Genomic DNA, 13,411 nt, shown 5'->3' with positions numbered 1-13,411 from the left:
TAAATAGCAACGTTGGCAAACAGTCTTTGTCCCCACAGGGCCTGGATTGCTTTTGCAAACTGGTCGCCGCCGGGGTAAACGACTTTGTCACCTACGTTCAGTCCTGAAAGGGAGATCAGCAGAGACTTATCAAGATACTGGGTTCCTGACACGACGATGTCAGCTATCTCGTATTGCTGAGGTTGTGAATTTCCCAATGGTAAGTTCAATCCCACTGGTTGTTCTGCTGCAGGGATGGTATCTCTCTCCTGGGCGGATACACGAATGCCGGCACTGCAACATAATACTATGGCCAGTAGGCTCTTAGGAAATAATTTCTTCATTCTGCTGTATTTGATCGCTTGTTTTGCCAAAGCGTCGTTCTCTGTTCTGAAAGTTTAAGATAGCTTCGTAAAGGTGTTCTTTGCGGAAGTCGGGCCAACGGGTGTCTGTAAAATACAGCTCCGCATAGGCCAGCTGATAAAGCAGGAAGTTACTGATTCTGCATTCTCCACTGGTCCGGATCATCAGCTCCGGATCTGGCAGGTCGGCAGTACAGAGGTACTGCTGCCACTTGTCAGGAGTGATAGCCTCGGGTTCGAGTTTTCCATCTTTTACATCCTGAGCAATTTTTTTAGCAGCATTTAGGATTTCCCAACGGGCACTGTAACTGAGGGCCATTATCAGGTTGAGTCCTGTACATTGACTGGTAAGGGCTATGGCCTCTTCCATCTCCATTTTACAGTTTCCGGGCAGCATGTTCATGTCTCCGATTACATGTAGCCGGATGTTATTTTTTATAAGCGTGCTCACTTCACTACGGATCGTATTGACCAATAGCTCCATGATCCCGTTCACTTCATAAACAGGTCGGTCCCAATTCTCGGTGGAAAAGGCATAAAGGGTAAGGTAACCAATTCCCAGTTCGGCGCAGGCTTCAGTGATATTACGCACACTTTCCACTCCCTCATAATGACCAAACAGCCTGTCCTGACCGCGTTCCTTAGCCCAGCGGCCATTGCCGTCCATAATGACAGCAATATGTCGTGGCAACCGTTGTAAGTCTAATTTGTCCTTCAAACTCATGAGTATCTCCGGCGTATTATATATATCGATACAGATTTTATTAAGGTGTGCAAAGATACAAAAATAGATATATGCCTTTCCCGGCAAAGGGGGGGTAGGGGTTTTAACGGATTTTTAACAGCGAAATCCTTTGCTGTTGGCCGTTTGACTCGAAAAAACGCTTATAGAAAGTATAAAAAATAGGCCAATGGGCCAGAAAGGACTACAGATAAACAGATTTTGCCTGCGAAACTAGAATTTACATCTATAAGACGTAAACAGGATGCTAATAGTTAGTTCAGCCGTAACGAACTGATCTTTGTCCCGGCTGTTGCCACGCTGCCGGCCGGGAATCCCGATCCTGTCGCCAGTGGCGTAACTACGGTCCTGCAGGAGGTATGCCGGCGTAGGATTGCCATTGGCATCCGCAGGGAATAAGGCGGTACCTGCATAGGTGGTGCTCACGTCATCCAGGTAATCGGTATTGGTAAAGCGGTATAATACCTCCAATCCCAGGTTCACTTTTTTCGACAGGTTGTATTTAAACCCACCTCCCAGCAACCAGGCGGTAGATACCAGGCTATATGGCTTCCTGTCAGGATACATAGCACTCCCCTGCCCTTCTGTACGGAGTGGCTGGAGGTAGTACTTTTTGTTGTTCAGGTAAGCGTATGGATTGAAGTAGAATAAAGAAGCGCCCCCGGTGAAGTACGGCGTAAAGCGATAGTAGCTGGAGCCGGGTTCGAAGCGGAAGAAGTTAAAATCGCCCTGCACCCCCACTTCAAATACATTGGTATTAAAACTGAGGTTACGGCGTTTTTGAAAATCGTTGTTGTTGTAAGTATCAGAATAGCCAAGCATCATATAGCGACCGTGAAAGCGTACGCCTACGTAGTCGTTCATGTACTTACGGTAAAAGATACCAATAGAAGGTTTGGGAGCGTTGAGACGTCCATTGGTATTGAGATCTCCAAAATAGTGGGCAGCTCCTATAGAAAAGCCCAGTTCACCGGTATAAGACAGCTCGTTCTGCGCAAAAGCAGGCGTCAGGAACAGGGATCCCACTGCTATAAGGGTGCACGTGATGATACGTTTGTAAAAAAAAGGTTTGCCCATAAATCGGTTTGCTTAAACGCGATAATTCCTTTAAACGCGATTATTCCTGCTTTTGGTATTACACAAGGTGAACAAATGTAATAAAAAATTCTAATGTGGTGTTATGTAAGTATGTAGGTTATTTACTACAATACCCTGTCATTTAATTTTGTCCTTCGGCAAAACCAAAAAAAACCGACTTTCGAATCGAATAAGAGGTTGCCTTTGGCAACCTCTTATTCGATTCGACTATTATTTTAAGGCATTTCTTGCATCAATTCCCCAAAGTAACTTATGCCTTAATGTTTGCAGGAAATTACTATCATCCAGCCGCAGCAGGCTTAGTTTAAACGATTCTTTCTTAATAGCCAGCTGCACCGTATTATCAATCGTCTCCATCCTCGAATCCAGGGTGCAGAGAAACTGGTCACTCCGCCCCTCCACTTCGAAGCTAATTACGTTATCATCTGGTACAATAATCGGCCTCACATTCAGATTATGCGGCGCCACCGGCGTTATCACAAAACTCCCCGCCTCCGGAAACACCACTGGTCCTCCACAACTGAGAGAATACCCTGTAGATCCTGTAGGCGTGGCTACTATCAATCCATCCGCCCAGTAAGTATTCAAAAACTCCCCGTTCAGGTAAGTATGAATCTTTACCATTGCGGACGTATCTTTCTTATGTATGGTAAAGTCATTCAGCCCATAAGGCACCTCCCCAAACAGGAATGGTACATTACTATCCAGGTGTATCAGCGTTCTCTTATCCACTACATACGTACGTTGCTTCAACGCCTGTACCGCTGCATAAATCGCATCCTTCCCTATACTCGCCAGGAAACCTAACCGGCCAAAGTTAATCCCCAGCACCGGGATATTCTTATCCCGTACATAGCAAACCGTATCCAGCAGGGTACCATCCCCACCCAGGCTCACAAGAATATCTGCCCTGCCATGCAGATCTGCTGCACAGGCAAAAGTAGCTGGCTCTTTTGTATAAGTAATATGTGGCTGTAAGCTCTGAAAGAAAGCTTCATAAATGATCACATCAATCTCTTCTCTCGCCAGCTCATTCAGTAACAGCTGGATGATAGGCAGGTCTTCTCTTACAAATCCACGGCTATATATTGCAATCTGCATAACTAATCTGGAGGAGAATTACATGCTGATATAATTCATCAGCAGATCGTAATTTTTCCGGAGCATATCTTCCTCCTGCTCTTCGGTGATTGTGTATTTAATTGTGTAGTTGAACCGCTCAAATGTAGCCAACAGCCCATGTAGCTCCTGGCGGTTGGTCTTTAGCAGTACTTCCAGTCTGCCTGTAGCAGGACTGGTAATGGTATTCACACTGAGCAGTGTAATATCATTCGATTCTGCGATTCTGGCGATTTCACTCAGGCTATAATCGCGTGGGTCAATATCCAGTGCAATGATACCTCCCGGTTCCTTGACACCGTTGTACTGCGCCAGCACCGCCAGCAGGTTATCTTTCGTGAGTACGCCCAGGTACTCATTCTCCCGGCTGATGACAGGTAGTACAGACAATTTCAGGTCGTAAAAGGCCTTTAGCGCCTCATAAAAATGAGCACTTTCCAATACGCCGGGCTTCGGACCACTATATTCCATATTCTCCAGCGATACCTCAGTATCTTCCAAATCAAGAATATCATCTTCTTCCACCAGGGCCAGGTATTTGTTTTCCAATACCAGTGGCAGTTGGGAAAGATGGTATTCATTCATCAGGCGCAGGGCTCTGGACCCTGGGTCAAGAGGATGAAGAATTGGAATAACTGTCGATATGAGATCACGTGCCAGCATTATTAAATTGCGCTATTATGATACAATAATAGGAAAAGAATTGGTAACGTCCTCGTACCGGACGAGGGGATTTATGAATAAAGCATGCTGCTCTCCTTATATACGTAACGCTAAATGCGCGTGGTTTGTTACATACAGCGCGATGGGATGGTAGTGGATGAGTGGTAAAAAAAAATGAAGCTGATCCTGTTGAATCAGCTTCAGTATAATAATGTGAGTAGTAGGTATTATTTACTTCCCAGTTTTTGCAGAAAAGGATGCAGGATCTGGTTGAACTCATCCGGCTGCTCCATCATAGGCGCATGGCCACATTTATCAATGAAGTGCAGTTCTGAGTTAGGAATCAGTTTGTGAAATTCCTCACCTACCATTGGCGGTGTCACGGTATCGTTCAATCCCCATACCAGCAGGGTTGGGATCTTGATATCGCGCAGCTCTTCGCCCAGGTTGTGGCGTATAGCCGACTTAGCCAGTGTGATGATCTTGATTACCTTGAGACGGTTGGTCGTAATGTCGAACACCTCGTCTACCAGCTCTTTGGTAGCCATTGCAGGATCGTAGAAGGTAAGTTCTGTCTTCTTGCGGATATATTCGTAGTCCCCTCTTTTAGGATAAGTTTCGCCCATCCCGTTTTCAAACAGACCAGAGCTACCTGTCAGTGTAAGAGATTTGATCGGAGCTTCCGGGTGTTTTAGCAGGTATACCAGACCAACGTGTCCACCCAGGGAGTTCCCCAGCAGGTGCACATTGGAATACTCCATTGTTTCAATAAACTTATGAACGTACTTGGCCAGGCCAGCTACGGAAGTATCCAGAATATTCAGATCAAACAAAGGCAAAAGCGGAACCACTACTTTGTTGTAGTGGCGGAAATATTCGATCAGGCCACCGAAGTTACTCAGCGCACCAAATAGCCCGTGCAATAATACCAGTGGTTCACCCTCCCCTTCTTCAACAAACTTAAACTTTCCCTGTGTTTTGATTTCGTAATCCATTGCCAAAGCTTGAAAGTCAATTTTGCGCTAAAATAATTCTTTTTATTAATTCAAATAATCTTTGAAGCGAAGGATATAGATCATTTAATTTATGTCTATACCTCGCTATTGTTTGCTCTGTATCTCCCTGGCTGCATTGTCAAAAAAGGATTGCAGGCTGGCAAACATATCCTTAAAGATGGGAATTAATTTGCCAACTCCATTCATGACCGCCGGCCCGAGATGCTCAATGTACGGATATACCACAGATTGCATTTTGATTTCCGGGCTTAACCAATATAATTGATTAGCTATCCATAAAAGGACACTATAGACCGTGATAAAGATAGCACTATACAGTAAAATCCCGCCTAATTTGTTTACCCAGCCCATCATAGCCACTTCTACCAGCTTTTGCAGCAGGGTCGCCCCAAGGCGGACTAACAATACCACTCCCAGGAACAGGGCGATGAAGCAAATGACTGGTAACCAACGGGTATGCACATCCCAATGGGATTGGGCGTACAATGCGGCCACGGTGGTCAGCTTCAATGCCGCTGCCAGGCCCAGTGTCACTGCTATAAATGAGAATACCGCCACTATCAGGCCGCGGCTATATCCCTTATAAATAGCAATTACAAGGATAATGGCGAATACAATGTCTATACCCATATATTTCTATAGGAAGATAGGAGATCGGGGAAAAAGAATTGAAAGTCCCCGGTTATTTTGCCAATAACTCTTTTACCAGTGCGGAAATGGCTTTGCCATCAGCTTTACCAGCCAACTGCTTTGTAGCCACACCCATTACCTTACCCATATCGGCAGGAGAACTAGCCCCTGTCTCAGCGATAATAGCCTGAATAGTTGCTTTCAGTTCTGCTTCATCCATCTGCTTTGGCAGGTATTTCTCGATCACAACCAGCTCTTCCTCTTCTTTTACTGCGAGGTCTTCCCTGTTTTGCTGACGATATATATCCAGCGAATCTTTTCTTTGTTTGGCTAACTTCTGTAATAGCTTTGTTTCATCTGCTTCGCTCAGCTCCCCGCTAAAGCCCTCTGCAGTCTTGGCATGCAGGATAGCGGCCTTAATAGCACGCAGTGCTCGCAATTCTGCTTCGCTCTTGGCCAGCATGGCTGCTTTGATCGCTGCGTTAATGTTTAGTTCCAGAGACATATATGGTTGTTTTGAAAACTTGGATTATTGCTGTTCAGCCTTTTGCTTTTCTTCAAACTTTTTGTAGAAGTCACGGGCAAAAGTTCTCAATTCGTCTGCCTGATCCTTGTAAGGAGTAGCACGCTGATACGTATCTGCCATGGTCATCATCGTTTGGAAGAAGAAATCAGCCATTTCATCCACCATCATCTGCTTTGTCCACAAATCTATACGCAGCGCGGTCTTGTCAGCCCCATCCCAGAAAGCAACCATCATCGCCTTTGCCTGCTGGAAACGGTCTGCCTGAGTACTATCCGTCGCCCTCCATTCAATCTTCTCAGGAATCCTGTCATTGTCCAGTTCAACCTGGATCTGTATGGTAGATGTCTTTGCCATAAAAAATAGTTCCAATATTTTAGAAACGCAAATTTACTAATAACCTGCGAATGTGCTGATGTCCAGATTTATGATACTTATGTTATTATTTTAATATCAGGGAAGCCGCTTCCGTCCAACTTCCAGGCAGCGTCACCTGCCTGCCACGTTCCAGCATCCTGCTGCGCAGCACCTCGTCCTTGTATAATACTGACATTTTTTCTGCCAGGTCGTCCAGACTGTCAGGGTCTGTATACAATACCCCTTCGGCACCAGCCACCCTGGCCGCAGCTCCCTCTATGGCTACCACAGGCACTTCGCACCTGAGGGCAGCATAAATAGGCAGTGCCAGGCCCTCAAACCTGCTGGTATATACCAGGGTATAAGCACCCGCTACTATGCGGGACAACGTTTCCTGGTCGGCATCTTTGAGCCAGATAACGTCGTTCCTGAACTTGTAGGTAGCCATATTTTCGATGATTTCTGCACCGGCATTGGTGGGAGCGCCAGCGAGGATCAGTTTCATATTGGAACGTAAACGGCGTTTCAGGGCGGAAAATGCCTTCAGCAAAGGAAGGATATTATTCCGGGGATGCATACTGCCTACTGCTACAAAGTATTCCACCCCACCTGTAAACGCCTGCTTGATCTGCTCTCTTTCTTCCCATTCCACAGGGCGGTAACTGCTATCCATGCCCGGGGGCAATAAGACCAGCTTTTCTGCAACAGCAGGGGCATAAGTTAACAAATCTTCCTGTACCACAGGCGAAATTACCAGCACTTTCTGCGCTGCCTGTATATATTTCAGGGTATTCCTGCGCAGGTACCGCTGCAGATCCTTCGACATGCCGGCCACCCCATGCAGAAAACCCGTATCAGTAACTAATAAGCGGGCGGGTACCTTGCTGCGCAGGGGCAATTGCCCGTCTATACCCAGGTAAAGGTCCAGTTGCTGTTTTTTGATCGCAGCAGGAAGCTGCCATTCCCGCCACCAATACAGTTGCCATGCCTTACGGCCCTTGAGGGGCACCTCCACAAGCTGCACATTATCAGTGAATTCTGCAAGCGATATCCCTGGTGTGTCTACAAAAAAGACAAACTGGTGCTCCGGGTGCAAACGGCATAATTCCTTTAAAAGCGCTGTGCTGATATTTCCTGTATCTGCCGGCCTATCTCCTGCCAGGCTAGCGGCATTCACTCCTATACGCATAGTTAAGCTGCTTGTTCTGATGGGTGCAAAGCTACAGCTTTTGTTCTAAGCAGGGTAAAGCCTCATTACAGATACGCTGTAGGTAGATCATAAAGTCATCACTAATAGGTCACCAAAAGGTCACTTCAATATCCCTGGGGATATTGAAGTGACCTTTTGGTGACCTATTGGTAATCTTTTGGCAGCGAATCTTTGCTATAGGCATAGTATCGCTGTACCATACCTATGGCTATACATTTACTACTATTATCGCCAGTTTATTCTGACTTATTAGTTATCCAGAAAGTTTTGGTAATTGTATTGTCGGGATTATCGACCGAAGTGATCACCACCGTCACCAGCACGGTGCGCAATGGCTCTAACCCAACCAGCGTAATTTCAATAGCACCACTGGAACTCGGTGCTACGGCATTCTGCGGAATATTGATACCTCCGGGGTCTGTAACGGCTGTAACAGTAATCGTCACCCCACTGGCTGGCAGTTTGGAAGTCACCTGTGCCTGAAAGGTATAAGTAGTACCAGCTGCTGCGGTATAGGAAGCCTCTGTTACATTTTGGAGGCTCACCTTCAATCCTTCTTCAGCAGGCTTCACCGTAGAGGTGCTGTCTTTCTTTTTGCAGGAGGAAAAGGTCAGTGCAAACAGGGCAAGAATAGGTAAAAGATATGATTTCAAAGGCATAAGAAAATGGATAATGGATACAGTAAAATTAATAATTTTTATTATGCGAAACAAGGGTCCTACTGCCGCACATCCATCGCATCTCTCAACCCGTTTCCTAACAGGTTAAATGCCAGTACCATCAGCATTATAGCCACACCGGGAGCCAGTGCCAGCAGTGGATTGTGCGTAATAATGAAATTGTAGTTTTCTTTGATCATCAGCCCCCACGAGGGTTGTGGTGGCTGTACCCCTACCCCCAGGAAACTTAATCCCGCCTCCACTACGATCGCCGTGGCAAAATTGCCGGCAGCCACGACCATCACCGGGCCTAATATATTCGGTAAAATATGCCTTACTATAGTACGGGTATGCCCAAAACCCAGTGCACGGGTAGCCTCTATAAAGGTCAACTCCCTCAGCGACATTACCTGCCCCCTGATAATACGGGCTACATTCACCCACATCGTTAACCCCACCGCTATAAATACCTGCCAGAAACCTTTACCCAGTGCCAGGGTAATGGCAAATACAAGCAATAAAGTGGGTACTGACCAGATCACATTCACCAGCCACATCACGACCTCATCCGTTACACCCCGGAAATAACCGGCTATGGCGCCTAAAAGAATACCGATGGTGAGGGAGATAATCACCGCAATAAATCCCACGCTCAGGCTCACCCTCGTACCTACCAGCAGGCGGCTCAGAATATCCCTTCCAAACTTGTCGGTACCCAGCCAGGCTTTGTAGTGCCTGATGTAAGTTCCTTTGGCCAGGTAGCTTTCTCTCATGGACGATTCTTCGTCTATATAACGCTGTACAACGATGCTGTCTCCTGCGGAATGGTAACTGGTCACGGGTACCCAGGTCACGTCTTCCTGCTGCCCATCGATCAATCTCTTCAGCCATCCTGCTTTTTCTACGGATTCCTGCCTGGGCAATGCCAGTAAGTCAATCCTGAAACCGGGATGCTGCCCGCCTATCTCCACGATCATCCTGTTGGCCATCGGTGTACCGTCTGGCGCTACCCCATACGCAATAATGCTGACCACTACGGCAATGGCGATCAGCAGCATACCTGCCACTGCCCCCTTATTGCGTCGCAACCTGGCCCAGGCCTGCTGCCGGAAAGATGATCGTATATTGAGCTCCGCCATAAATTATTTTACTTTTCTGCCTTTCCACTGGTAAGAACCAAATTTACCAAGCCAACCCGCCACTACAATATAGGGAATATGAAATAACTGTCCGGGTATAAACCAGCTGAGCAAACCTTTTTTCCGGAAGAACTGAGACACAGGGATCAGAAAATAGAATTCCAACACCACCTTATAGACCATAGCCACAAGAAAATAAGGCAATACGCCCGGCGCAAAGCAGCAGAACACACCGCCAAACAATAATACCGCATTCCAGAAGTACACCAGTGCCAGCACCCAGGTAAGCCGCTTGTCGTCGTACTTATCTGCCTTGGATGACCAGCGGATTCGCTGATTCATAAAGGCTTTGAAGGTATCGACAGGCAAAGTCTCCACGATCGCATCCTGGCTTTTCAGGTATTTCACACCATCAGGGTACGCTTTGAAGACCTTGAACATCAGTAACATATCGTCTCCGGAGGCAATATTATCGATCCCTTTGAATGCACCTACTTCGTAGAAAACCTTGCGCTCATAAGCAAGATTAGCGCCATTACACATAGTGCCGTCTTTCAATTGTGCAAGGGCACCTGTGATACCCTGCATGGTCATAAAGTCCAGCGACTGCATGATCTTGAAAAAGTTGGTTTCTTTATAGAAGCTAACCGGGGCCGCGATGAACTTTGGCTGGTATTGTTCATAAAACCGAACCACGGTACTGATCCAGAGAGGCCCCATCACACAGTCAGCATCCGTAGTCATGATCAGGTCACCGGTAGCTTGTTCTATTGCCAGTTCAATGGCCTTCTTTTTATAGGAATTCAGTCGTTCTGTAGCGCTGAGGTATTGGCTCAGTTGCAGCAGTTTGATATTAGTAGCGGGAAAGTCTTTTACAACAGCCGGTGTACGGTCTGCAGAAAAGTCGTCGATGACAATTACTTCAAACAGGTGTGCCGGGTAATCCTGTGCGTGGAGTGCTGCCAGCAAGGGAGGCAGGTTGTTCTCCTCATCGCGGGCAGGGATAATGACGGTCACTTTGGTACGGCCAGTGATAGGCGCGGTGGGTGTATAGGGTGGTAATGCCTTCCAGCCAAGTCCATATCGTATCATCAATATGCCATACAATCCTCCCAGCAGGAATAAGACAGTGAGAAAAAAATACATACGCGAATTTAAATCTTATCCAATATTATTTCACCCAGGTCTTCTGTGAGTAGCTGATGACCTTTGTCAAGTACCAGTGTTTCGCCGGGAAAAGTTCCATTCATAAATCGTACACCCAATGTAGAAGGGATCACCCTGTCGTACTTGCCGAATATGAGCAGGGTATGAATACGGTATTGGGCCAGTAGTTGCCTGATGAGTGTCCGGTCGGGCATCATATGGGCCATGATGGTCCATACATTGAAGACCAGTTCCCGTTTTTCAGGCGTGTTCATGCTGTTGTTTGCAAAGCGGTGCAGGCTGTTGTTGATTAGTTTCAGCTTGTTGCCGGTATTGAGTAGCCAAAAATAAAATCCCGGGTGATACGTGATATGTTTAAAGAGCCGGTGGCCAATGCGGGTCTGGGTCACGAAGTAATGCCAGGGGTTTTCACTGAGACCATCGGCGGCCAGCAGAATCAGTTCCCTGATCTGTGGGGCCATTTTTTCTGTAAGGCAAAGGGCAAGGCGCCCGCCCATGCTATACCCCAGCAGGGAAAAGACAGTTTTGTTTTGCGTTTTCAGGAGCAGGTTTACGATAGCATGGAGGTCTTCCTTTTCGAAAGGGCGGTTTTCCTGCCATACGGTTTTGCCATGGAAGGGCAGGTCGAGTGCCACGATCGTGAATACATCGCCAAGAGCGGGAGCCAGCCTGGAAAAAGGCAGTGTACTTTCTCCGAAACCGTGCAGGCATACGAGCAAATCGTCGCCTTTGCCGGCGATGGCTCCATGGATGCGGCTGTTTTGATATGGGAGGTAGAATGACTGCATTTTACAAATGTATCAACTTTTGTCGTTTGGCTTAAAACCAGTAAATTGAATAGCAACTCAAATTAACTGACAAAACTTTATCACAATGGAAGCAACTGTTGATAAGTCCACGTTGAAGGGCGCTGAGTTCCTGATCAAAGAAAGCCCTGTACACCAAGTGTTTACACCCGAAGATTTCAACGAAGAACAAAAAATGATTAAAGAGATGGCCGAACAGTTCGTGGCAAAGGAAGTCACACCTGTGCTGGACCGTATCGATAAACTGGAAGAAGGGCTCATGCCTTCCTTACTGGATAAAGCCGGCGAGCAGGGATTACTGGGTGCGGCCTTTCCCGAGGAATACGGTGGGTTAGGCAAAGACTTCATCACGGCAACACTCATCAATGAAGCCCTGGGTGCGGGCCACTCCTTTTCTGTAGCTATGGCAGCCCATACGGGTATCGGCTCTCTCCCCATCCTGTACTTTGGTACCGAAGCACAGAAACAAAAGTACATCCCCTTCCTTGCCTCCGGCCAGATGAAAGGTGCATATGCCCTGACCGAACCCAACTCCGGTTCGGATGCACTCAGTGCTAAAACCACCGCCAAACTCTCCGCCGATGGTAAGTTCTACTTACTGAATGGCCAGAAATGCTGGATCACCAACTCCGGCTTTGCGGATGTATTCACTGTATTTGCTAAAATAGATGGCGATAAATTCACCGCATTTATTGTAGATAAAGATACGCCCGGATTCACGCTGGGTGCCGAAGAGCACAAGATGGGCATCAAGGGCTCTTCTACCCGTCAGATCTATTTCCAGGATGCACAGGTACCTGTAGAAAATGTACTGGGCGAGATCGGGAAAGGACACCTCATCGCCTTCAATATCCTGAATATTGGTCGTTTGAAACTCTGTGCAGCTGCACTTGGAGGTGCCAAGCAAACAGCGACTATCACTATAGAATATGCGAATACACGCGAGCAGTTCAAACAACCCATTGGCAACTTTGGCGCTATCAAGCATAAGTTAGCCGAAATGGCCATCCGGATCTGGGTGAATGAATCAGCCCTGTATCGGACTGCACAGCTCATCGACGAAAAAGAAAAAGAACTGCTGGCAGCCGGTAAGCCTTTCAATGAAGCACTGCTGGGTGCTGCAGAAGAATATGCGGTGGAATGTGCCATCCTCAAAGTAGGTGGTTCCGAAGCCCTCGACTATGTCGTGGACGAAGGAGTACAGATCCACGGCGGGAACGGTTTCAGCGATGAATACGTGATCTCCAAAGCTTACCGCGACAGCCGCATTAACCGCATCTTTGAAGGTACCAACGAAATCAACCGCCTGCTCACGCTGGATATGACGCTGAAGCGCGCCATGAAGGGCAGACTGGACCTGATGAACCCTGCCATGAATGTAATGAAAGAACTGATGAGCATTCCTGATTTTGGCAGTGACGATGAAACGCCTTACAGTGCTGAGAAAAAGCAGATCGCCAACCTTAAAAAAGCAATTCTGCTGGTGGCCGGGGCTGCTGCACAAAAGCTAATGGCCAAGCTGGAAAGCGAACAGGAAATACTCATGAATATTGCTGATATGGCAATAGAAACCTTCCTCGCAGAGAGTGCGCTGCTGCGCCTGCTCAAGCGAATTGACATAGAAGGCGAAGCAGCCAATGCACTGCAGGCAGATATTGTAAAGACTTACCTGTACGACGCTGCGGATCGCATCAACAAGTATGCGAAAGATGCCATCAATTCTTTTGCAGAAGGCGATGAACAACGCATGATGCTGCTGGGTATTAAGCGGTTTACAAAGGCTGCACCAGTAAATACAAAGGATACAAGAAGAAGAATTGCTGATAAATTACTGGCAGAGAATAAATTTATCTGGTAAAATTATCCTTAGTGGAGGCTGCTGACAGGCTGCTCCCGCTGAAAATTAACTATATGCCATCCCGCGAAGAGCCGGATGGCATT

General features: G+C 47.1%; 14 protein-coding genes and 1 pseudogene. 1 reads left to right on the top strand and 14 read right to left on the bottom strand.

Annotated elements, in window-relative coordinates; genetic code table 11:
• From ABDW16_RS27885 to ABDW16_RS27820, 14 genes and pseudogenes are all read right to left on the bottom strand, one after another.
• Positions 1 to 323, bottom strand: a pseudogene (locus tag ABDW16_RS27885) (outer membrane protein assembly factor); the annotation flags it as partial.
• A complete protein-coding gene (locus ABDW16_RS27880; protein WP_343674400.1) occupies positions 304 to 1,065 on the bottom strand; it encodes an isoprenyl transferase in 762 nt (253 codons plus the stop codon). The pseudogene ABDW16_RS27885 and the gene ABDW16_RS27880, both read right to left, overlap by 20 nt.
• Positions 1,066 to 1,296: 231 nt before the next feature.
• On the bottom strand, positions 1,297 to 2,160 hold the full coding sequence (locus ABDW16_RS27875; RefSeq protein WP_343674398.1) for a DUF6089 family protein: 864 nt from the start codon (positions 2,158 to 2,160) through the stop codon (positions 1,297 to 1,299).
• Between the two features lie 231 nt (positions 2,161 to 2,391).
• Complete coding sequence (locus tag ABDW16_RS27870; RefSeq protein ID WP_343674396.1) at positions 2,392 to 3,282, bottom strand: NAD kinase; 891 nt, start codon at positions 3,280 to 3,282, stop codon at positions 2,392 to 2,394.
• A gap of 18 nt (positions 3,283 to 3,300) precedes the next feature.
• A complete protein-coding gene (locus ABDW16_RS27865) occupies positions 3,301 to 3,963 on the bottom strand; it encodes a CBS domain-containing protein (protein WP_343674394.1) in 663 nt (220 codons plus the stop codon).
• A 227-nt stretch (positions 3,964 to 4,190) separates the two neighbouring features.
• Positions 4,191 to 4,958, bottom strand: a complete 768-nt coding sequence (locus tag ABDW16_RS27860; protein ID WP_343674392.1) for an alpha/beta hydrolase — start codon at positions 4,956 to 4,958, stop codon at positions 4,191 to 4,193.
• A gap of 105 nt (positions 4,959 to 5,063) precedes the next feature.
• Positions 5,064 to 5,609 (bottom strand): CvpA family protein, encoded by a 546-nt coding sequence (locus ABDW16_RS27855; protein WP_343674390.1) that lies wholly within the window; start codon positions 5,607 to 5,609, stop codon positions 5,064 to 5,066.
• A gap of 52 nt (positions 5,610 to 5,661) precedes the next feature.
• Entirely contained in the window at positions 5,662 to 6,114 is a 453-nt protein-coding gene (locus ABDW16_RS27850; RefSeq protein ID WP_343674388.1) for a GatB/YqeY domain-containing protein, read from the bottom strand.
• Positions 6,115 to 6,138: 24 nt separating this feature from the next.
• Positions 6,139 to 6,489 carry a gliding motility protein GldC gene (gene gldC / locus ABDW16_RS27845; protein WP_343674387.1) on the bottom strand — a complete coding sequence of 117 codons (351 nt, stop codon included), beginning with the start codon at positions 6,487 to 6,489 and terminating at the stop codon, positions 6,139 to 6,141.
• 85 nt (positions 6,490 to 6,574) lie between these two features.
• A complete protein-coding gene (locus tag ABDW16_RS27840) occupies positions 6,575 to 7,678 on the bottom strand; it encodes a glycosyltransferase (protein ID WP_343674385.1) in 1,104 nt (367 codons plus the stop codon).
• Between the two features lie 257 nt (positions 7,679 to 7,935).
• Positions 7,936 to 8,358, bottom strand: coding sequence for a hypothetical protein (locus ABDW16_RS27835; RefSeq protein WP_343674383.1), 423 nt, complete (start codon positions 8,356 to 8,358; stop codon positions 7,936 to 7,938).
• 59 nt (positions 8,359 to 8,417) lie between these two features.
• Positions 8,418 to 9,497 carry an ABC transporter permease gene (locus tag ABDW16_RS27830; protein ID WP_343674381.1) on the bottom strand — a complete coding sequence of 360 codons (1,080 nt, stop codon included), beginning with the start codon at positions 9,495 to 9,497 and terminating at the stop codon, positions 8,418 to 8,420.
• 3 nt (positions 9,498 to 9,500) lie between these two features.
• Positions 9,501 to 10,643, bottom strand: a complete 1,143-nt coding sequence (locus tag ABDW16_RS27825; RefSeq protein ID WP_343674380.1) for a glycosyltransferase — start codon at positions 10,641 to 10,643, stop codon at positions 9,501 to 9,503.
• Between the two features lie 8 nt (positions 10,644 to 10,651).
• Positions 10,652 to 11,452 carry an alpha/beta fold hydrolase gene (locus tag ABDW16_RS27820; protein ID WP_343674378.1) on the bottom strand — a complete coding sequence of 267 codons (801 nt, stop codon included), beginning with the start codon at positions 11,450 to 11,452 and terminating at the stop codon, positions 10,652 to 10,654.
• A gap of 85 nt (positions 11,453 to 11,537) precedes the next feature.
• Here ABDW16_RS27820 and ABDW16_RS27815 point away from each other — a divergent pair, with 85 nt between their 5' ends.
• Positions 11,538 to 13,328, top strand: coding sequence for an acyl-CoA dehydrogenase family protein (locus ABDW16_RS27815; protein ID WP_343674376.1), 1,791 nt, complete (start codon positions 11,538 to 11,540; stop codon positions 13,326 to 13,328).
• The last annotated feature ends 83 nt before the right edge of the window (positions 13,329 to 13,411 follow it).

It is taken from the genome of Chitinophaga sp., assembly GCF_039596135.1.
GTDB lineage: Bacteria > Bacteroidota > Bacteroidia > Chitinophagales > Chitinophagaceae > Chitinophaga.
The sequence above is the reverse complement of the archived record's forward strand: the minus strand, read 5'-3'. Positions and strand labels throughout refer to the sequence as shown.

Coding starts and splice junctions, on each gene's coding strand:
- ABDW16_RS27880 (WP_343674400.1), bottom strand. CDS start 1,065: ATGAGTTTGAAGGACAAATTAGACTTACAACGGTTGCCACGACATATT.
- ABDW16_RS27875 (WP_343674398.1), bottom strand. CDS start 2,160: ATGGGCAAACCTTTTTTTTACAAACGTATCATCACGTGCACCCTTATA.
- ABDW16_RS27870 (WP_343674396.1), bottom strand. CDS start 3,282: ATGCAGATTGCAATATATAGCCGTGGATTTGTAAGAGAAGACCTGCCT.
- ABDW16_RS27865 (WP_343674394.1), bottom strand. CDS start 3,963: ATGCTGGCACGTGATCTCATATCGACAGTTATTCCAATTCTTCATCCT.
- ABDW16_RS27860 (WP_343674392.1), bottom strand. CDS start 4,958: ATGGATTACGAAATCAAAACACAGGGAAAGTTTAAGTTTGTTGAAGAA.
- ABDW16_RS27855 (WP_343674390.1), bottom strand. CDS start 5,609: ATGGGTATAGACATTGTATTCGCCATTATCCTTGTAATTGCTATTTAT.
- ABDW16_RS27850 (WP_343674388.1), bottom strand. CDS start 6,114: ATGTCTCTGGAACTAAACATTAACGCAGCGATCAAAGCAGCCATGCTG.
- gldC (WP_343674387.1), bottom strand. CDS start 6,489: ATGGCAAAGACATCTACCATACAGATCCAGGTTGAACTGGACAATGAC.
- ABDW16_RS27840 (WP_343674385.1), bottom strand. CDS start 7,678: ATGCGTATAGGAGTGAATGCCGCTAGCCTGGCAGGAGATAGGCCGGCA.
- ABDW16_RS27835 (WP_343674383.1), bottom strand. CDS start 8,358: ATGCCTTTGAAATCATATCTTTTACCTATTCTTGCCCTGTTTGCACTG.
- ABDW16_RS27830 (WP_343674381.1), bottom strand. CDS start 9,497: ATGGCGGAGCTCAATATACGATCATCTTTCCGGCAGCAGGCCTGGGCC.
- ABDW16_RS27825 (WP_343674380.1), bottom strand. CDS start 10,643: ATGTATTTTTTTCTCACTGTCTTATTCCTGCTGGGAGGATTGTATGGC.
- ABDW16_RS27820 (WP_343674378.1), bottom strand. CDS start 11,452: ATGCAGTCATTCTACCTCCCATATCAAAACAGCCGCATCCATGGAGCC.
- ABDW16_RS27815 (WP_343674376.1), top strand. CDS start 11,538: ATGGAAGCAACTGTTGATAAGTCCACGTTGAAGGGCGCTGAGTTCCTG.